This is a genomic window from Streptomyces hamibioticus (genome assembly GCF_047946815.1).
GTDB lineage: Bacteria > Actinomycetota > Actinomycetes > Streptomycetales > Streptomycetaceae > Streptomyces.
The window spans coordinates 172,121-190,339 of record NZ_JBKKQY010000001.1 but is presented as its reverse complement, the minus strand read 5'-3'; the positions used below and the strand labels follow the sequence as shown (position 1 = coordinate 190,339).

The window sequence follows — 18,219 nt, the reverse complement described above, 5'->3', positions numbered from 1 at the left end:
AGCCAAGGGCCCTGATTGGCCCGACAGGGGAGAATGGTGGCATGGAACGTGTGACGGGCATCGGCGGCGTCTTCTTCCGTGCCAGCGACCCCGAGGCGCTGGCCAACTGGTATGAGACTCACCTCGGCGTGGGGCGCGCACCGGGTACCTATGATGAGCGGTCGTGGGAGACCGAGGCGGGACCGACTGTGTTCGCGCCGCTGTCGAGTGGCTCGGAGCATTTCCGCTCGCCTGGACAGCAGTGGGCGATCAATTTCCGGGTTCGCGATCTCGATGCCATGGTGGCGCAGCTGCGGAGCGCGGGCATCCAGGTCGATGTTCATGAACAGGACTACCCCAATGGCCGGTTCGCTGAGCTGAGCGACCCGGAGGGCACCCCGATCCAGCTCTGGGAACCCGCTGGTGCGGACGCCGTATGAGCATCGCGCTGAGCAGCCGTTGCCGTACCGATCGGCGTGGTCAGGTACCCACTCGACCAGGGCGTGAGGCAGGTCGATTGAGGCAGGATAGGGAACCAACGAGGCTCCTGCGTTGATGAGTTGAGACGTCGAACACCTCTCTCAACGGCACAGGAGCTTCGTGCGTTGCGGGACGCCGGCCGGTCACCCGATCAGTGGCCACTCTGAAAGAGCTCACTGAACCTCTTTCATCCTGTGCTGGAGGGTGAAATGGGCTGGTCAGCGGATGTAGTGACGAGGCAGGGCCCCTCGTCGTCGGCGTGGTGATTCCACTCATCACACCGGCGACCGAAGAGGCCCTGTTGCTTCCGTATCCTGCCATGCTCGATGTCCCGTATGAGCTCGTTGAGCATGTTTCCTGGTTGCTGTATGAGCACCGCCGGTCTCGCAACACCCGCTGGCGCAAGCTCGGCTGCTTGAAGCAGGCGCTGCTCACGCTGGTCCATCTGCGGAAGAACGAGACGTTCTCGCAGCTCGGAGCCGGTTTCGGAATATCCCGGGCCACCGCCTGGCGGTACGTCGACGAGACCTTGGACGTCCTGGCCTCCTGGAAGCCAGGCCTCCACGAAGCCCTCACCGGCCTCGGTGAGGGCGACCACGTCATCGTCGACGGCACCCTGACCCCTATCGACCGGATCCGCGCGGACGAGCCGTACTACTCGATGAAGCACCGCAAACACGGTATGAACGTGCAGGTGATCTCCCGGCCCGATGGCACACCGCTCTGGTTCTCGCGCGCGGTACCAGGACGCACCCACGACCTGACCGCGGCCCGCGCGCACGGCATCGTCCAGGCCACGCTGACCCGGCAGATCCTCGTCCTCGCCGACCGCGCTCACCAGGGCGCCGGGGCCACCTTCCGCACCCCGTACCACCACCGCGACCAACCCGAGCACCACCAACAGTTCAACCGCGACCGCGCCCGGCTGAGAGCTCCAGGCGAACGCGCCTTCGCCCAGCAGAAGACCTGGAGAGTCCTCCGGCGAGCCGGATGCTCCACCCGTCGCATCGGCACGATCGTCCAGGCCGTCCACACGCTCCTCACCTGCAGTCATTCAGGATGAAAGAGGTTCACTGGATCGTGAGGATCTGAGAGGGCGGTTCGTGAGTTTTTGAGTGGCTCTGTCGTCGCCTGATGGTGTGGGCACGGGCGGAATCTGCCGGTCCGCAGCCGGTGGTCTGCTGGTGTGGCGGGGTGAGTGAACGCAAGCCGTACCCGAGCGACTTATCGGACGAGCAATGGGCTCTGATCGAGCCGGTGATCACCGCGTGGAAGGACCGGCACCGCTCGGTCAGCGGCCACCAGGGCGTCTACGAGATGCGGGAGATCGTCAACGCGATCCTCTACCAGGGCCGGACCGGCTGCCAGTGGGCCTACCTGCCTCACGATCTACCGCCGAAGAGCGCGACGTACTACTACTTCGCTGCTTGGCGGGACGACGGAACAGACCAGGTCATCCACGAACTCCTGCGCTGCCAGGTCCGTGAGAAGGCCCGGCGATTAGAGGACCCGACCCTGATGGTGCTGGACACCCAGAGTGTCCACGCGGCCGCCGGGGTCCCCGCCTCCACGACCGGCCGGGATCCGGCGAAGCGGGTGCCGGGCCGCAAACGGGGACTGGCCGTGGACGTGCTCGGGCTGGTCATCGCCGTCATCGTGCTGGCCGCGAACAGCCACGACAACGCCGCGGGCATCGCCCTGCTGGACCAGGTCGTCGAGCACGCCGGCGGCACCGTCCGCAAAGCCCTGGTCGACCAGGGCTTCAAGAACCAGGTCGTCGCACACGGCGCCGGCCTGGGCATCGACGTCGAGACCGTCGAACGCAACCCGCATCAGGCGGGGTTCGTTCCGCAGCCGAAGCGGTGGAGGGTCGAGCAGACCTACGGGATCTTGATACTGCACCGGCGTCTGGTCCGCGACTACGAGCACCGCCCGTCCTCCTCCGCCTCCCGCGTCTACTGGGCGATGACCCATGTCATGGCCCGACGCCTCACCGGCGCGAACACTCCCACCTGGCGCGATGCGCAGGCGGTGGCAGCGTGAACATCGAGCCCCTACTCGACGCACTCGGCCTCCAGGAGGAGGCCGCCCGGTCCCTGGCCGACGATCTCCGCACCCAGATCACGCAACTGCAGGGGCGACTGCGCGAGGCCGAGACTCACCTCGAGCACCTGGCGATCACCCGGAAGACCGTCACCGTCCTCGCCGACCGGCTCCCCACCCAGGCCGCCTCACCCGAACTGCCCGACCACCCGGACTACCCCCGCATCCTCGCCGTGTTCAACGACGACAGTGGCCCGATGCGGGCCCGTGATGTCTGCGAAGCCCTCGACCACGTACTGCTGCCGAAGAACATCGAAGGCACCCGCGCCAAGCTGAAACGCCTGGTCAAGCTCGGCATACTCACCGAGATCGACACCGGCAGCTTCGTCAGGAAGCAGTAACCGACAAGGTCCGCGACCAGCAGCCCTGCCCCAACCTCACCTCGGAACGGACATCAACTCACGAACCGCCCTCTGAGAACGGAGATCTCGTCGTGAGGAAGAACCATCCGCCGCGGTCTCCCCCGGGAAGACGCCCGCACCGGGTTTAAGGGGACCGGCCAAGGGCTACACGCGACGGAGTTTCACTTCAGCGAGCGCAGCGTGCAAGGGGGGCACATGCGGGTTGTGTTGAGTGTGACGGCACGGACCGTGGCCGCGCGGCTCAGGGCCGGGTGGAAGGGCAGAGAGGAGGCCGGCAGAGCTGGACGGCCCGACGGTTGGGGGTGACTCCCGTGCCATCACGCACCGCCGGCCGGTACGGCGGGCAACTGTTCGCTCTGCTCGCCACGGCGATCTGGGCAGGGAACCTGATCGCCGCGCGCGGTCTGCGGGACGACGTCCCACCGGTGTCGCTGGCGTTCTGGCGGTGCGTCCTCGCGGTTGTGGTCATCCTCCCCTGGACCGCCAGGCCCTTCCGGAACGAGCTGCGGTCGGTCGGACGCCACGTCCGTCTGCTGTCCCTGCTCGGCCTGTCGGGGATAGCGGTGTTCACCGTCCTGGTCTATGTGGCGGCCCACACCACCACCGCCACCAACCTCTCGCTGCTGGACATCGCGGCCTCCGTCTTCATCGTGCTCTTCGCCTGGGCGGCCGGGCAGGAGCGGCTGGACGGAATGGGCTTGATCGGCAGTGCGCTGGCCGTGGCGGGAGTCGTCGTGCTCGTCACGGAGGGGGCATTGACCAGGTTCGACCCGAACCCCGGTGACCTGTGGATGCTCGGTGCGGCGGTGATCTTCGCTCTCTACTGCCTGCTGGTGCGAAGGGTTCCGGTGACGCTGAGCGAGCCCACCGTACTGCTGGCGACCTTCGGCTCCGCACTCATCTTCCTGCTCCCGGCCTACCTCGTCGAACTCTCCCTCGTAGGAGGCTTCGCGGTCACCCCGGGCCTTCTCGGCTCACTGGTCTACGTCGGTGTGATGTCGTCGGCCGTCGCCTATTTCTGCTGGAACAGGGCGGTGAAGAGAATAGGGGCCTCAAAAGCCGGTGTGGTCTATTACCTGCTGCCCCTGATCACCGCCCTGCTGGGGATATGGGTCCTCGGAGAGCCGGTCTCCTGGCATCAGGTTCTCAGCATGGTGCTCATCGTCCTGGGCGTCGCACTGGGTCTGCGCGGGCCGCGCAGGCCGCCGAGGCGCCTTGGCCATCGCTTCTCCAAGAAAGAAGAAGAGGAGGCAATCATTCGATGATTTCTACCTGGCCGGGCACTTTCTACACCAGTCAAGAGACTTTCGACCTGGAACGCGACCGGATATTCAAACGCTCCTGGACCTGTGTGGGCCGAACTGACGCGATCCCCGACCCCGGTTCCTTCCTCCGGGTGGAAATCTGCGGTGAGAGCGTGCTCGTGGTCCGTGGACGGGACGGGCGGCTCCGGGGTCTGTTGAATTTATGCCGGCACCGCGGGGCACAGCTGTGTGTCGAGGAACGGGGACGGTTCGGGAACTCCATCCGCTGCATGTACCACGGGTGGACCTACGGGCTCGACGGCAGGATGATCGGGGCCCCGCACATGAACGAGTTACCGCCGGACACCAGGCAGGAGCGGACCCTGCACCCGGTCGCGACGACCGAATGGCTCGGCTACGTCTGGCTGAACCTCGACGCTGACCCACCGCCTCTCGAAGAACAACTGGAGCCTCAGCTGCGCGAGCGTTTCGGGGAATCGGACGTGCTGGTCCGGTACGGCATCGAGGATCTACGGCCGGTCACCACGGTCACCTACGACGTGCGGGCGAACTGGAAACTGATCATCGAGAACTTCAGCGAGTGCTACCACTGCTCCACCTTGCACCCGGAGCTCTCCGCCGCCCTTCCGTACTTCCGCTCCGGATACGGCACGGTCAGTGGCCGGCGCGGTGCGCAGCTCGCCCCGGACCGGGACGGTTTCTCCTTGTCGGGCCGGGCGGTGGCGTCCCGCCTCCCCGGGCTGTACGAGGAAGAGGACCGGGCCTTCAACGCGGCCAACCTGTGGCCGAATGTCGTCGTGGTCCTCGTTCCCGACCACGTGGCCTGGTTCCGGCTCGAACCGCTGGCGCCGGACCGCACCCGGGTGGTCACGGACTGGCTCTTCCATCCCCGGTCCGTGGCCGAACCGGGATTCGACGCCGGGGACGCGGTTGCACTGCTGGACATCGCCAACCGTCAGGACTTCGAGGCGAGCGAGCGTTGCCAGCTCGGCGCGGGCTCGGAGCGTTTTGAGGCCGCCTATCCGCCCCACGAGCACGTCATCGGTGACTTCCACCGCTGGGTGGAGGAGGCCCTGGGAACCGTGATGGAGGGCCGTCACGGGTACCGGTGAGGCCGGTTCGGCGGCAGGAGGACGACGTGGAGGCGGCGGCCCCTTCCCGCCCGTCGCGGTGCATCCGCGAGGAGCACCGCATCCACATCGCCGACCGGCTGCGAGAGAAGGCGGCGGTCTGGTGGATGTTGGGTCGCTTCGCTTTGCAAGGCTGGCGAGCGGTGGCCGTTCCGCCACCGCTTTCCGGTCGCGTCGCACCGCTGAGCTGAGGTGTTGCGACGACCGCTGGACTCAAGACCCCTCAGTGGGGCTGGACTGCGGCCCGTCCGCTGTCAGTCGGTGATGGAGTTCTGCCGCCGGTGGAATCAGCGGTATGAGCAAGCCCACGAGCATTAAGACCAGTGAGGACGTGCGCGACCGGCTGCGTGTCCTCGCCGGTGAGCGTGGCACCATCACCGAGCTACTGGCAGAGCTTGCCTCCCGCAAGCTCACACGGAGGCCGAGCGCGAGCAGCGCGCTGCCGAGGCGGCTCGTGAGCTCGGTATCGAGTACACCGAGCAGGTCCAGCACGCCGGTCAGGAAGCCTGGGCCAAAATCCGCGCTCGACATGCTCTTCGCCGACCGCGGCTACGACCACGACAAGTACCGACGTCTTTTGCGTCAGCGAGGCATCCGGCCGGCGATCGCCGAACGAGGCCAGCCACACGGCACCGGCCTGGGCGCCTTCCGATGGGCCGTCGAACGCACCATCTCCTGGCTCCACGGCTTCCGCCGCCTGCGCATCCGGTGGGAGAGACGAGACGACATCCACGAAGCCTTCCTGGGTCTCGCCGTCTGCCTGATCACGTATCGCCACGTCCAACGCCTTTGTTACTGACCTTTTCGAAGGGTAGTCGCTGTCAGCGGGCCGGGGGTGGCAGTCCAGTTCCCGTGAGGCAGCCGTCGATGAGCCGGGGGCTGCGTTGAATGCGGTGCATGCCGGAACGGATGGCCCTGACCAAGTGGTCTCGGTCAGCGAAGACGACGTTGGCCGTCGCGGAGCGTCGCAGCAGCTGACCCGATGCCTTCGACCGGGTTGAGGTCGGGAGCGTAGGTGGGCAGCTGGATGATGGTGAGTCAGTCCTGTCCGGCCGCCCATTGCCGTAGGGCCGCGCTGCGATGGACGTTGAGGTTGTCCCAGATCACTACGGTGCGGCCGCCGAGCTGAAGGTGTGCCCGCACGATCAGGCCGCCGTAATCTTGCCAGGTGAAGCCGCGGTGATCGCCTCGCAAGTGTTCTTGGATGCGCGGCCGGTAGATCAGCCGGCTGCGTTCGCCGGGCTTGTAGCAGGCCAGGGCGGCCAGCTTGATGCGTCCGCGTGAGCCGCCGTTGAAGCGGACGGTGGGAGTGTGCCCACGAGGCGCCCAGGTGTGACTGCGGTGCGACGTCATCGAGACAGCGGCTTCGTCCTCGAAGACGAGCCAGGCCCCGAGCGCCGCCGCGGTGGCTTTGCCGACGGCCACGTCTCCTTGATCCATCCGGCGACGGCAGCGGCGTTGCGCTCGACGGCCCGCCGTGACGGCTGTCGGCATGACCAGCTGTGACAGCGCAGCAGTTCCCACACCACGGACGGACGAGTCGATTCCCATCACGTGTGCGAGGAGCATCTGAATGCGTGACAACGTCCACCGCTCGTCGGGCCACCCGTGGAAGACCGCCCCTTTGAGCAACTCCTTCTCGAGCGTGGCGAACTCCTCCTCGCCCACTTTGCGGGCCTTGGCCGGACCGGAACAGCGCAGACCTTCTCTGCCGTCTTCCCGCCAGGACCGCCTCCAGCGTTCCACCGGCCGGAGGCTGACGCGCAATTCAGCGGCGATGACTGTGTTTTTCTCACCGCGCTCGAACGCATCAGCAGCCAGCATGCGGATCCGCTCCCGTGCCACCTGCTCATGAGGGCGGAGCTCGCCCCCTTGCGCATACCGCATACCACCGGTCTACCGCCAAACTGACCCAACGTCACCCCCGACAACCCTTCGAAAAGGTCAGTAGGACACTTTTAGAAGCTGTTGTCGTTCCGATCTTGAGGGGTGCGCGTCGAACGGGAGTCTCGATCGGGTGATCGCAGCTGGCCGCGGGCATGAGAACAGGGCCTCTTGGTAGCTCGGGGTTGCGAAGCCAACCGAGATCCGGGAGACCCTGTTGCCGCAGTTGTACGTGCTCGCGCCGGTGGAGTTCAACTCGGCTGCACCGACGTGTGATTGTGTCGCTCACCGGTTCGGGAATGCGGCCGATCATCGGGAACGTGTTCGGCGGTATCCCTCGGACATGACGGACGCGGAGTGGGCCGTGGTCCGGCCGCTGCTGCCGGTGCCGGGCTGGCTGCAGGGGCGGGGCGGCCAGCCGGAGGCGTACTGCCACCGGGCGATGCTCGATGCGATCCGGTATCTCGTGGACAACGGGATCAAGTGGCGGGCGATGCCCGGGGACTTCCCGCCGTGGGAGCGGGTCTATGCGTTCTTCCGTCGCTGGCGTGACCATGGTCTGGTCAGGGAGTTCCACGACCGGCTGCGCGCCCGGGTCCGAGAGCGGCTGGGCCGGGATGCGGAGCCGACGGCCGCGGTGATCGACTCGCAGTCGGTCAAGGCGGATGCCGTCGTCGGATCGGACAGCCGTGGCTTCGACGGCGGCAAGCTGGTCAACGGGCGCAAGCGGCACGTCGTGGTCGACACCCTCGGCCTGCTCCTGGCAGTGGTGGTCACCGCCGCGGATGTCGGCGACCGCACCGCCGCGAAGGTCCTGCTTGAGCACGTGGCCGACGCGCACCACCGGTTGGCCCTCGTCTGGGCAGACGGCGGCTACACCGGCAGCCTCGTCGAGCACTGCCTGGCCGCGTTCGCCCTGGTCCTGGCGATCGTCAAGCGCAGCGACGACATGCGAGGCTTCGTGGTGCTGCCCAAGCGGTGGATCGTCGAGCGCCTCTTCGCCCACCTGATGCGAAGCCGCCGCCTGGTCCGCGACGTCGAGCGCCGCCCCACCAGCGCCGAGGCGATGATCTACTGGTCGATGACCGGGCTCATGACCCGCCACCTGGCCCGGCCACACCGCGGGCGAGCATGAACCGGCCCGGCGCCGGCTCGGCCAGCCAACCCCGCGCGACCAGGCGTTTCGCCTTCGACCGCAGCGCCTCCACCCGGGCCGGCACCACGTCCATGCCGAACGCGGCGGCCATCTCCTGGCACGTCAGCGGCCCTTGGCCCAGCCGCCCCCGGTCCGCGAGGGCCTTGAGGATACGCTGATAGTCGACCGACAACACCGACCAGGCAAGCCCCTGGCGCCACACCGGCACCTGCGTCTTCGGCTTCGCCGCATCCCGGGCCGCCAGCGGCGCGTCTGCATTCTGCGGGTCGGCGGCGGCCTCGGCGACGTTGCCACGATCCGGAACCAGCACCGTATCGACCCGCCTGCGGGCGATCACCCACTCCTGCCACTCCTGCTCGGCCGTGGCCAGCTCGGCCTGGACGCGGTCGGCCTCCTCCCGCAGCTCGTCCACGCGTCGGCGAGCAGCAAGCTCATGCTGTTCCAGCAGTCCAACGACCGACGGCATCCGCGACCTCCCGGAGAGCGGCAACACGACAGGCCACAGCTCCCACGAAATCACCGACCTATGCCTGACCAGCTAAAACGCCGCCTTCAAGTTCGGAACGACAACAGCTTCTTAGCGGCCTCAACGATGAGGTCGGCCACCGTGTTGGGCTGGGAGTCGGAGGCCGCGCGGGAGCCTCGACATGCGCGATCGATCCGGCGCGCTCGTTGCGCACCTGGCACTCCCTCTGTTACGACCTGACTCTTTCAGCGGAGCACCGGCCCGGTGGCCACGTCCAACGGGCCTGGGGAATCCACAACCGAGCGCCCTCCGGGCAATGGCACTTCGAGACCACCACGGTGCACGCAGCAGGCGAAGACATGCGCAGCCTCGCCAGAGATCTACACGCTCATTGCGAGCGTCGCAAAGTAGCCGAAAGAGCTCCGAAGACGGTCCCCCACCAGGTGAGATGGTGACGCCTAAACAGCGCGTGGCGCCCAGGCAGACGGGCAAGCCAGTGAGCTCTTTCAGAGTGGCCACTGATCGGGTGACCGGCCGGCGTCCCGCAACGCACGAAGCTCCTGTGCCGTTGAGAGAGGTGTTCGACGTCTCAACTCATCAGCGCAGGAGCCTCGTTGGTTCCCTATCCTGCCTCACTCGACCTGCCTCACGCCCTGGTCGAGTGGGTAACCATGCTCATCGTCACCCGTGAGGGTGACCGCCACTGCAAGCTCCGGCCGCACCAGCGTGCTCTCGTCGCCCTGGTCTACCTCCGCCGACACGACCCGCTCACGCAGATCGCCGCCGGCTTCGGCATATCCGTCGGACTCTATGACAGACCGGTGACATCGTCCGGACGGGTCGAGCCCCGCCCCCCTGCCATCATCGTGACCAACATGCCTCACGACTGCGCAAGCGCATGACCTGCCAGAACAGTGCCCTCACCCGAGATAATGATCTCGGTCGTCGCCTACGTGGAGGCGTAGGCCGACTGCCCGGCACGGCGCCTTCTAGCTGTCGAGGAATCCGACCTCTGTGTCGGGTCGGCACGCGCTGCATGCTTTGATCCCATCGGTGAGCGCGCGCGGCACGTCCTGCCGGGTCACGCCCCGCGAGGGTTTGCCTGTGTTCCAGCGGTGCACCTGCACGGGCGGGGAGTCCTTGTCCAGGCCCAGCTCCAGCAGCCAGTCCGGCGTGGGCGGCCGACGTTCGATGCCCTGTTGCCGTTCGGCCTCGCGCTGTTCGGCGTAGGCGATGGCTCGACGGACCTCATCAAGGAGCAGCTGGAGGACGTCTCCAGCGTGCGGAGACGGATGTCCTGTGTCAGCGAAGGTTGATCAGTGACATCGAAGTCTGAGTGACTCAGGGCACCCCTTCACCGCTGGTGATTGATCACCGCTCACGCACCGTGGCCCCTGGGGGGTGGAGGTATTCGGTGCGGCTGTGATGACATGGGCGTCGGTAGGAAGGAGGGTTCGTAAATTAGGGAGGCGCAGGTGGGGCGTGATCGGATCGGACTGGCCGAGGTACTGGCAGCAGCGGAGGATGCCGCACCGGTGCGCTCCCTCGATGTCGTAGCGCACAACCTGCGCGAGCGGTTCGGCGCGCATTACGTGTCGTTCCTGTTCGTCGATGTCGTCGGCCGACACCTGCTTCGGGTCAATGAGGAGGGGGCGGCACCACAGGAGCGCGGCGCCGATCAGGTTCCCTTGGCCGGCAGTGTCTACGACGATGTCCTGCGCACCCAGAAACTGGTGCGAGCACCGGAGGGCGCTCAGGGACAGCGAGTGCTCGCCCCCGTCACCAACCGCGGCGACACCATCGGGGTCCTGGAGCTATACCTCACCCACGTCACACAGGACGTACTGGAGCAGGTCGAAGCGGCCGCGCACGCGCTGGCGTACATCATCGTCACCGACCGGCGCTTCACCGACCTCTACCACTGGGGCAACCGCACCGCCACGGTCACGCTGGCTGCGGAGATCCAGCGCCAGCTACTGCCTTCTGCCCCCTCGTGCGAGGCTGCCGAGTTCGCCCTGTCCGGCGCTCTGGTCCCGGCCTCGGACATCGCCGGTGACACCTACGACTACAGCCTTGACCACGACACTCTGCACCTGTCCATCACCGACGCCATGGGCCATGACGTCGAGGCCTCCCTCACGGCCACCCTCCTGGTCAACGCCTCTCGCGGCGCCCGCCGCGCCGGCACCGACCTTGCCGAACAGGCCCGGCAGACCCACCAGGCACTCATCGCCCACGGTCGGCGGACCTTCGCCACCGGACAACTCCTGCGCATCGCTCTGGACGGGAGCAGCGCCCAGCTCGTCAACGCAGGCCACCTGTGGCCCCTACGGCTGCGCGACGGCACAGTCGACGAGATCAAGCTGCACATCAACCTTCCCTTCGGCGTCCCGGCGCAGGGCGCCTACCAGGTACAGGACATCGACCTGCGCCCTGGTGACCGCCTCGTGTTCTACACCGACGGCATGCAAGAGCGCCAAGCAGAAATCGTCGACCTGTCCGGCCTCATCCGTGACACCGCAACCGAGCACCCCCGCGAGGCAGTACGCGCCATGGTCACCGCGGTCACCGATGCCTGCAAAGGCCACATGCGAGACGACGCCACCGTCCTGTGCCTGGACTGGCACGGCCCTGTCCTCGCAGGCCGCAGTGTGAACGCCGACGCCTGACCCAGCGCGCAACTCAGTCACTCAACCTTCGTCGTAGTACCCGCGATGCCGGGTCGCCCAGGGCTGCGAACGTGGAGAGGAAGAAGGCCCTCTTGAGCCGCTTGTTTCCTCTCTCGGAGGGCTGTTCGCCGCGGATTGAAGACCCGGAATTGCGGGTTGCCGGGGCGAGGCCAGCGTAGGCGGCGAGGTGGCCGGCGGTCGGGACCGAGCACTGAAGGCATACGCCGGGTCAGCCCCCGTCACCCGGGGATCAGGGAAGAAAGGCTACGTCGGGCGCTGGTTCGTCAGGAACGACCGCCTCACCCACGCCGGCTATCTGTGGTCCTTCGCCGCCATCACCGTGGACACGATGCAATGCCCACACCACTGGTGCAGCGACGATCTCGCCGGGACGGTGCGGCTCGTCGCTGATTCCCCCGGTCTACGCCCGCGGCGTGTGCTCGCGACTCGAACGGGCCGTGCAACACCCCCATGCAACAGCCGCCGGGAGCGTAGCCGTTGCGCGCCGTGCCTGATCTGCGGCAGTCACGAGTCCCCGTCCGGGCGGACCGGCCCATCGCGCGCCGCCCCGCGCGCGAGGCGGTGCGGGTTCACCGTTCGGCGGGGCCGGCGCCCAGGACCCGGCGTCCGGCGGGAGGCCGTGCAGGACCTGGCTCGGGGATGGCCGGGACGGCGGCGAGCTGGGCACGCGGCACGCAAGGCAGCTCGTTGTCGGTCTCGGCGGCGGGGTGGAGGGGGCCGGTGCCCAGTGGGCGGCGGTCGGTCATCACACGATTCTCCCTGCCGCCAGCGCTTCATGTTCACTGCCCCGGCCAGGCACTCCCGGCCGGGCCAAGGCAGGTGCCCTGTGAGCCTGCTGGATCAGGAGGGACTGATCGTTCTCAAGGTCACGGTCATCGCCTTGGCCGCAGTATCGACTCCAACCCGGCCACTCTTCCACCAGCGGTCGTTAGGAGTAGTCAGGCCGGCCGGGAAGACTTGTGAACACAGATACACCTCCGGTCGCAAAGACACTAAGGGATCACGGCCGGTTCCCGCCGGTGCTGCTTACCGTTCCTGGCTGGAGGGTCGGGGCTGGGCGGCGCGGTCGCGTCGGGGATCGCGGCGTCACTCAGCCGGTTGCGCGTCGGCCGGGGCCGCAGTACAGGAGGTTGAGAAGCGGCCCGGTTACCGGGCTGGTTACATCAGCCGGCCTGTCGGGTGCCCGCCGGGGGCGTCGGCCAGCACGATCGTGGCTTTGACGCGCTTGCCCACTGGCTCGCGGCGGATTTCGAAGCTGCGGCACACGGCCATGACGATCTCCAGGCCGTGCTTGCCGACCCGGTGTGGATCGGCTTCCTGGGGCACCGGCAGGGCCGGATCGCTGTCCCAGACGCTGATCTCCACGGCGCCGTCGCTGACCTCCAGATCCAGCAGACACGGGCCGGGCGCGTATTTGTGCGCGTTGGTCACCAGCTTGCTGACCACCAGCTCCGCCAGGCCCATCGATCGCTCCGACACCGGGATGCCGTGAAGGGCCTGGACTTCGGTCATGAAACGGCGGGCTGTATCCCGGGCCGCAGCGATCCGTTCCCCGCCCTCCAGGGCGACCGCGGACAGCGCGGGTCGGCTGGTCAGCGACTGATCTTCGCCGTGGTGCACCGCTGATCCCACCCCGTCACCCTCGTCCTGAGCAACCTGGCTACCGGCGTCCGAAGACCCCCGGAACCCGACCACACGCGCGCCCCTCACATCACGGTGGGCAGCCGCTCAGCGCGGTGGCGCCGTCAGGCGGGGCACGTCGGAGGGGAGAGGCGGGACCGGACGCGATGCCAGCGCGCAGGTTGCCGCCATGGAGCAGTTCCAGAAGCGCGGCGCGGATGAGGCGGTGTGGCGACGGCTGGGACGGGCGAGCAGACGCTGACGCGGCGACGCCGCCCCACCCACCGGACACGGGAGGGACAGCGTCCTGGGACAGCAGGCCGGGTCAGGCCGGGTCGGCTTGCTTCGCCAGCGCGGCGAGGGCGCCGCCCTTTCTCCGCCGCACAGCTGCTCCCAGTCGACTCCCGGGTGGGCGGGGATGACCGCGTCGGCGGACAAGGCGCAAGCCATGGGTTTTGGGTGGGCCGACAGGGGAGAATGGTGGCATGGAACGTGTGACGGGCATCGGCGGCGTCTTCTTCCGCGCCAGCGACCCCGAGGCACTGGCCACCTGGTACGAGACCCACCTCGGCGTGGGACGCCCACCGGATACCTACGATGAGCGGTCCTGGGAGACCGAGGCGGGACCGACTGTGTTCGCGCCGCTGCCGAGCGGATCGGAGCATTTCCGCACGCCTGGACAGCAGTGGGCGATCAACTTCCGGGTCCGCGATCTCGATGCCATGGTGGCCCAGCTGCGGAGCGCCGGCATCCAGGTCGAGGTTCATGAACAGGCTTACCCCAATGGCCGGTTCGCTGAGCTGAGCGACCCGGAGGGCACCCCGATCCAGCTCTGGGAACCCGCTGGTGCGGACGCCGTATGAGCATCGCGCTGAGCAGCCGTTGCCGTACCGATCGGCGCTGCCCGGTTCACGGGCTGTCCTGGACGCGGTCCCTGCCGGCTCGCAAGGCGTGGGTTACGGGGAGAGGCGGGCGTCGAGCCCGGCGGTGAGCTGAGCGACGACACGGGTGTAGAGGCCGCTTCGGCGGTCTTCGGGGGTGCTACGGCGGGTGCGGAAGTGCAGGCAGGAGAAGAACCGCTCGTACACCTCCCATGCGTCCCGCCGCATCGCCAGCTGATCCAGTGTTTCCATCCCGGCGTCCGGGCTGTACCGGAGGTAGGTGGTCAGGAGTCGGTGGATCCGTGTGCGGTCCAGCTGCAGATACCAGGGTGCGGCCGGTACATGGCCGCCGATATAGGCGAGGTCCTGCGCGGGATCACCGAGCTGTGCCCATTCCCAGTCCACGTAGCGGGGTGTGCCGACGTCATCGACCACGATGTTGGGAACCACCAGGTCACCGTGGATGAGGGCGAACCGGTCCAAGCGGCGGAAGGCCGGCTCCGCCGCCGTCACGAAAGCCTCCACGCGCGACAGCAGCGCCCCGATCTCACGACTGCGGAGCATGTGCGGGAACCGTCCCTGCCACCAGGCGAGGCTCTCTTCGAACAGGCTGACCAGTGACAGGGGCGCGGACTGCTCAGCTGCCGGCGCCCCGATGTCGCCGCACCGAGGGAAGGCGCGGGCGTGGAACCTGCTCAGCTGACGGGCGTGTGCATGGAGGAGGCTGTCGCTCCACTGCGCAGGTTTCGGCACCCGGCCTGGGACATAGCCGCACACCATGTAGGGGGCTCCCAGCGGACTGTCGGGGTTTTCGTTCAGCAGCACGGGGGAGGGGCCGATGCCGTCGGGGAGCTGGGACAGGGCGGCGAATTCCTGGTGCATCGGTCTGGGCAGCTCCTGCAGGGCCCGGCGGGCGACCCGTACCGCCAAGGGAGGGTGGCCGGCCACGTCGAGGCGCCAGACCCTGTAGCTCTCGCCCTCCCCCAGTAACTGGACGCAGGCGCTGTTCGATGACGGCGTCGGCGCCTGCCCGGGCAGCCCCAGTTGCCCCGGATCGGTCAGCGCGAGCTGCGCGATGCGCGCGGCCATGTCGTGTGCGGACGGATACCGGCCCATTGCCGCCCCCCTCTCCTGCGCGCCGGCATACTCCTTAATAACCCCGTCAGCGGATGCCCCGCCAGATGGTCCGGGGGGCAGCCGCGTTACTTGGGGCTGCAGCAGTAGTTCTCGACCCGGGTAGCCCTGGTTAGACGATGTCCGGATTGGTGAACTGGAAGATGTAGGTTGGCCCCTACGGGCCCTGGTCGGGCGCCGTGATCCCGAGGCCAACACGCATGACGTGACGCACTCTCCACAAGGGATCCCACAGCTTGTCCAGGCTCTCCCGGGCAGCTTGCAGGTTCTCCGCCCGCTGCGCAGTACCGCCATCGAGACGCATCAGCAGGCCATAGAGATCGCCAAGATGACGGTTTGCCGTGTTGGCCGTCTCCGCCACCGTGTCGGGCAGCTCCATCTGAGCCTCGGCGTGACGCAAGCGGTGCTCACGGCGCGCCCGGTCCAGATCTGACCGCAGCTCGTCGGTCACCTCGCCTCTTTCCAGCGCACGGAGGACCTTCGTCATCACGTTGGCCAAGTCGCGAGTGCCAGGCGCTGAGAGTGGCGCAGCACGTGCGCCACGCCTCAAGCTGAGCCTGAGGCGTGGTGTACTGGCGTTCATCTTGTTGGAGTTGCCGCGTGTGTTCTAGCACTCCAGTCTGACTTCGCGATCTTGTGGCCGTACTCGGATGGGTGTCGCAGGGCGACCTTGTGCTTTCGCAGGTAGTGACGGGGTTGATGTCGCTGCTGTAGTCGGGGCCGGTGCCGCCGGTGCCGGCCCGCGGGATGGCCCGGCGGTTGTCCTCAGGCCGGGGTGACGTTCTCGGCCTGCGGGCCCTTGTTGCCCTGGGTGACGTCGAAGCGGACCTTCTGGCCCTCGCTGAGCTCCCGGTAGCCGCCACCGGCGATGGCCGAGTAGTGGACGAACACGTCCGGTCCGCCGCCGTCCTGTTCGATGAAACCGAAGCCCTTTTCCGCGTTGAACCACTTCACCGTGCCGGTGGCCATGCTCTTTCTCCTTCGCCTGGGACAACATGGGGCGCCGGCAGCCGTGTGCTGCCACACCGCCGCCCGTCGATCATCCTCGCCGGCTCGGACGCGGGGAAGCAGAAACGCTGTGCGGTGCGGTGACGACGTTCAAGAGTGTCTGCGTCGACACCTGGCGCTTCATCGGGCGGGCTGCGCCGGGTCAACTGGCCTGGGGAAGGGGATGTCGTTCAGGGCGGCAAGTTTCTGGGCCAGGGAGGTGCTGGTGTGCCGCTGGTGTTCCGTCCTGGCGGTCTCCAGGAGGCGGCGCCAGGAGGTAACGGTGGGCCGGCGGCGCAGTAGCGCCCGCCGTTCGCGTTCGGTGGTGCCGCCCCAGACGCCGTGGTCGATGCGATTGTCCAGCGCGTAGGCGAGACACTCGGTACGCACAGGGCAGCCCGTGCAGACCGCCTTGGCCTTGTTCTGTGCGGCCCCGTCAACGAACAGTTGATCGGGGTCGGCGTTCTTGCACGCTGCGCGCATCTTCCAGCCGGTGTCCGCCATCACGTTGATGCCGTCCTCTCCCCTTTTTACGTCCTGCGCCCCTCCCGGACGCTGCGGATGCAGTGACGTGACGGTACGCCGCGTTGGCATATGACGTACGGGTCGGACAGCGGCAGGACACTTTCGGGTGGTTCTTCTTGCACAGCGCCAACGACAGCGCTATGGGAGCGTCGCCGCGGCCGTCTCATCCGCAGCTCTGCACGCGTAGGAGGGTCATACCGGTCACCGCAGAGGGCTGGTCCGCCAGCCCGGACGGGCAGGGCGAAAGGCCGGGACTGGACGGCGTTCCAGCCTGGGACGTCAGGCCACTGCGGCGCCCACCACGCGGTGCTGCGGAATCTGATCGAGCAGTACGGATCCCTCACGGTCCTGCATGCCTGTGATGCGGGCAGTGCGCAGGCGGCAGCGGACGGAAGACGTCGCCCACACGCTGTGCGTGTCCACCGATACCCGCAACAGGGACGCGGCCTGATCGCGGCCCGTCACCAGCTGCCCCGGCGCCCGGTCTCCGAACGACTCGGTCCCCAACGGCAGCTGACCTCCCGCCCGCCCTGCGCCCCAGATGCAGAAACGGACAGAAGACGTGGACGCCATGCATAGAACCGCCGCGCCGCCCTACGACCGGTCGATGGCCGAACGTGGGGACGCCGCTGCGGTGGCCGCGCCCACTGTGGAACAGGCCCAGCGGGAAGCCGCCGTAGCCCTGCACGTCAGTACCAGGGGTGGACGGCGGTAGGCCGGACATGGACGGCGACGGCGAAGGCGAGGGGCAGGGTCGGCCGCCCAGGAGCCCTACGTCCTGTCCGGTGTGCGGTGGCGGGGGCGCGGCACCTGGCCCAGCGCCCGGCGTATCGGCGGGGGCTTGGGGTGGCCGATCTGTAGGCATATGCCGGCGCCCGGTGCGCTGCCCGGCGGGCTGATGTTCCAGCCGAAGTCGAGGGGCTACCGGGCGCTCCCCTTCACTCCCGAGCAGTCACCGGGCCCTGTGCTGGTGCAGCGCCGCCGGGGCAACCTGATCCAGACCCGCTTTCCGGACCTGGTGCGCGCCGCCGGCCAGCTCCCCGAGGGCCTGGTCCTCGATGGCGAGCTGGTCGTCTGGGACGGGGAACACATGTCGTTCGAGGCGCTTCAGCGGCGGGCGGCCTCCAGCGGCCGCACCGCGGGCAGGCTGGCGCAGGAGCTGCCCGCGCACTTCATCGCCTTCGACATCCTCCAGAACGACGGCCGTGACTTGCTGGACGAACCGCACTCCGCCCGGCGTACAGCGCTGGAGGACAAGTTCACCCAGTACCGGCTGGCCGCCCCGTGAACCCTGTGGTGGGGCTCGGAGCTGGTCCCGATCTACCGGTTATATGTCTTGAGCCAGCGAACCGCGGCGATGCCGATCCCCAGGGCAGCGACGAACGTGACAACCATGGCGATCATGGTCCCAAGGTCCATTGTTCCGAACATGTGAGTCTCCCTCGTCAATGGCCCCAGTCCCGTGGGCGCCCGGCGCGCGGTCCTCGCGTGGGATGACCATGACACGCTTTTCGGCGCTCGTGGCGTGCGAAGTGGAAGTCTTGAGGATCTTCTGAG

21 protein-coding genes and 4 pseudogenes are annotated in these 18,219 nt (G+C 67.7%); 15 read left to right on the top strand and 10 right to left on the bottom strand.

The window, feature by feature from the left end:
* The first annotated feature begins 41 nt into the window (after positions 1-41).
* From ACLGIH_RS00780 to ACLGIH_RS00750, 8 genes and pseudogenes are all read left to right on the top strand, one after another.
* Positions 42-419, top strand: a complete 378-nt coding sequence (locus ACLGIH_RS00780; protein WP_416523246.1) for a VOC family protein — start codon at positions 42-44, stop codon at positions 417-419.
* Between the two features lie 299 nt (positions 420-718).
* Positions 719-1,522, top strand: coding sequence for a transposase family protein (locus ACLGIH_RS00775; protein ID WP_416523245.1), 804 nt, complete (start codon positions 719-721; stop codon positions 1,520-1,522).
* A 131-nt stretch (positions 1,523-1,653) separates the two neighbouring features.
* Positions 1,654-2,502: an IS5 family transposase gene (locus ACLGIH_RS00770; RefSeq protein WP_416523144.1), complete on the top strand. Its 849-nt coding sequence runs from the start codon at positions 1,654-1,656 to the stop codon at positions 2,500-2,502.
* Complete coding sequence (locus tag ACLGIH_RS00765) at positions 2,499-2,903, top strand: hypothetical protein (RefSeq protein WP_416523150.1); 405 nt, start codon at positions 2,499-2,501, stop codon at positions 2,901-2,903. The genes ACLGIH_RS00770 and ACLGIH_RS00765 overlap by 4 nt, the downstream gene beginning before the upstream one ends.
* A 332-nt stretch (positions 2,904-3,235) precedes the next feature.
* Positions 3,236-4,189, top strand: a complete 954-nt coding sequence (locus ACLGIH_RS00760) for a DMT family transporter (RefSeq protein WP_416523244.1) — start codon at positions 3,236-3,238, stop codon at positions 4,187-4,189.
* On the top strand, positions 4,186-5,301 hold the full coding sequence (locus tag ACLGIH_RS00755) for an aromatic ring-hydroxylating oxygenase subunit alpha (RefSeq protein WP_416523243.1): 1,116 nt from the start codon (positions 4,186-4,188) through the stop codon (positions 5,299-5,301). The genes ACLGIH_RS00760 and ACLGIH_RS00755 overlap by 4 nt, the downstream gene beginning before the upstream one ends.
* A pseudogene (locus ACLGIH_RS35025) lies at positions 5,295-5,420 on the top strand (IS30 family transposase); the annotation flags it as partial. The gene ACLGIH_RS00755 and the pseudogene ACLGIH_RS35025, both read left to right, overlap by 7 nt.
* Positions 5,421-5,812: 392 nt before the next feature.
* Positions 5,813-6,118: pseudogene (locus ACLGIH_RS00750) on the top strand (transposase); the annotation flags it as partial.
* 239 nt (positions 6,119-6,357) lie between these two features.
* Here ACLGIH_RS00750 and ACLGIH_RS35020 read toward each other — a convergent pair.
* Positions 6,358-7,143 carry a transposase gene (locus ACLGIH_RS35020; protein WP_473246753.1) on the bottom strand — a complete coding sequence of 262 codons (786 nt, stop codon included), beginning with the start codon at positions 7,141-7,143 and terminating at the stop codon, positions 6,358-6,360.
* Between the two features lie 403 nt (positions 7,144-7,546).
* Between ACLGIH_RS35020 and ACLGIH_RS00730 the strand changes: the two genes are divergently transcribed.
* Complete coding sequence (locus ACLGIH_RS00730) at positions 7,547-8,338, top strand: IS5 family transposase (protein ID WP_416523242.1); 792 nt, start codon at positions 7,547-7,549, stop codon at positions 8,336-8,338.
* Here ACLGIH_RS00730 and ACLGIH_RS00725 read toward each other — a convergent pair.
* Positions 8,295-8,825, bottom strand: coding sequence for a hypothetical protein (locus ACLGIH_RS00725; RefSeq protein ID WP_416523241.1), 531 nt, complete (start codon positions 8,823-8,825; stop codon positions 8,295-8,297). The two genes, ACLGIH_RS00730 and ACLGIH_RS00725, sit on opposite strands and share 44 nt — an antisense overlap.
* A gap of 206 nt (positions 8,826-9,031) precedes the next feature.
* On the opposite strand from ACLGIH_RS00725, the gene ACLGIH_RS00720 reads away from it, so the two are divergent.
* Both ACLGIH_RS00720 and ACLGIH_RS00715 read left to right on the top strand, forming a co-directional pair.
* Positions 9,032-9,280, top strand: a complete 249-nt coding sequence (locus ACLGIH_RS00720) for a DUF6228 family protein (protein WP_416523240.1) — start codon at positions 9,032-9,034, stop codon at positions 9,278-9,280.
* A 159-nt stretch (positions 9,281-9,439) separates the two neighbouring features.
* Positions 9,440-9,635, top strand: a pseudogene (locus tag ACLGIH_RS00715) (transposase family protein); the annotation flags it as partial.
* Positions 9,636-9,814: 179 nt separating this feature from the next.
* Here ACLGIH_RS00715 and ACLGIH_RS00710 read toward each other — a convergent pair.
* Positions 9,815-9,946, bottom strand: coding sequence for a DUF6233 domain-containing protein (locus tag ACLGIH_RS00710; RefSeq protein WP_416529249.1), 132 nt, complete (start codon positions 9,944-9,946; stop codon positions 9,815-9,817).
* A gap of 354 nt (positions 9,947-10,300) precedes the next feature.
* On the opposite strand from ACLGIH_RS00710, the gene ACLGIH_RS00705 reads away from it, so the two are divergent.
* On the top strand, positions 10,301-11,494 hold the full coding sequence (locus ACLGIH_RS00705; protein ID WP_416523239.1) for a PP2C family protein-serine/threonine phosphatase: 1,194 nt from the start codon (positions 10,301-10,303) through the stop codon (positions 11,492-11,494).
* Between the two features lie 25 nt (positions 11,495-11,519).
* Here ACLGIH_RS00705 and ACLGIH_RS00700 read toward each other — a convergent pair.
* The 3 genes and pseudogenes from ACLGIH_RS00700 to ACLGIH_RS00690 form a co-directional block, all read right to left on the bottom strand.
* Positions 11,520-11,693: pseudogene (locus ACLGIH_RS00700) on the bottom strand (transposase); the annotation flags it as partial.
* Positions 11,694-12,084: 391 nt separating this feature from the next.
* Complete coding sequence (locus ACLGIH_RS00695; protein ID WP_416523238.1) at positions 12,085-12,261, bottom strand: hypothetical protein; 177 nt, start codon at positions 12,259-12,261, stop codon at positions 12,085-12,087.
* Positions 12,262-12,673: 412 nt separating this feature from the next.
* Positions 12,674-13,135 carry an ATP-binding protein gene (locus ACLGIH_RS00690; RefSeq protein ID WP_416523237.1) on the bottom strand — a complete coding sequence of 154 codons (462 nt, stop codon included), beginning with the start codon at positions 13,133-13,135 and terminating at the stop codon, positions 12,674-12,676.
* A 485-nt stretch (positions 13,136-13,620) separates the two neighbouring features.
* On the opposite strand from ACLGIH_RS00690, the gene ACLGIH_RS00685 reads away from it, so the two are divergent.
* Positions 13,621-13,998, top strand: coding sequence for a VOC family protein (locus tag ACLGIH_RS00685; RefSeq protein WP_416523236.1), 378 nt, complete (start codon positions 13,621-13,623; stop codon positions 13,996-13,998).
* A 93-nt stretch (positions 13,999-14,091) separates the two neighbouring features.
* Here ACLGIH_RS00685 and ACLGIH_RS00680 read toward each other — a convergent pair whose 3' ends face one another.
* The 4 genes from ACLGIH_RS00680 to ACLGIH_RS00665 all read right to left on the bottom strand — a co-directional run bounded on the left by ACLGIH_RS00680 (position 14,092) and on the right by ACLGIH_RS00665 (position 16,641).
* On the bottom strand, positions 14,092-15,105 hold the full coding sequence (locus ACLGIH_RS00680; protein ID WP_416523235.1) for a phosphotransferase family protein: 1,014 nt from the start codon (positions 15,103-15,105) through the stop codon (positions 14,092-14,094).
* Between the two features lie 202 nt (positions 15,106-15,307).
* Positions 15,308-15,601, bottom strand: coding sequence for a hypothetical protein (locus ACLGIH_RS00675; RefSeq protein WP_416523234.1), 294 nt, complete (start codon positions 15,599-15,601; stop codon positions 15,308-15,310).
* Positions 15,602-15,915: 314 nt separating this feature from the next.
* The gene (locus ACLGIH_RS00670) at positions 15,916-16,119 is read right to left on the bottom strand and encodes a cold-shock protein (RefSeq protein ID WP_416523201.1); all 204 of its coding nucleotides are present in this window, start codon (positions 16,117-16,119) and stop codon (positions 15,916-15,918) included.
* 159 nt (positions 16,120-16,278) lie between these two features.
* Positions 16,279-16,641: a WhiB family transcriptional regulator gene (locus ACLGIH_RS00665; RefSeq protein WP_416529248.1), complete on the bottom strand. Its 363-nt coding sequence runs from the start codon at positions 16,639-16,641 to the stop codon at positions 16,279-16,281.
* Positions 16,642-17,014: 373 nt separating this feature from the next.
* On the opposite strand from ACLGIH_RS00665, the gene ACLGIH_RS00660 reads away from it, so the two are divergent.
* Both ACLGIH_RS00660 and ACLGIH_RS00655 read left to right on the top strand, forming a co-directional pair.
* Complete coding sequence (locus tag ACLGIH_RS00660; RefSeq protein ID WP_416523233.1) at positions 17,015-17,113, top strand: DUF5133 domain-containing protein; 99 nt, start codon at positions 17,015-17,017, stop codon at positions 17,111-17,113.
* A gap of 414 nt (positions 17,114-17,527) precedes the next feature.
* The gene (locus ACLGIH_RS00655) at positions 17,528-17,950 is read left to right on the top strand and encodes an ATP-dependent DNA ligase (protein WP_416523232.1); all 423 of its coding nucleotides are present in this window, start codon (positions 17,528-17,530) and stop codon (positions 17,948-17,950) included.
* The last annotated feature ends 269 nt before the right edge of the window (positions 17,951-18,219 follow it).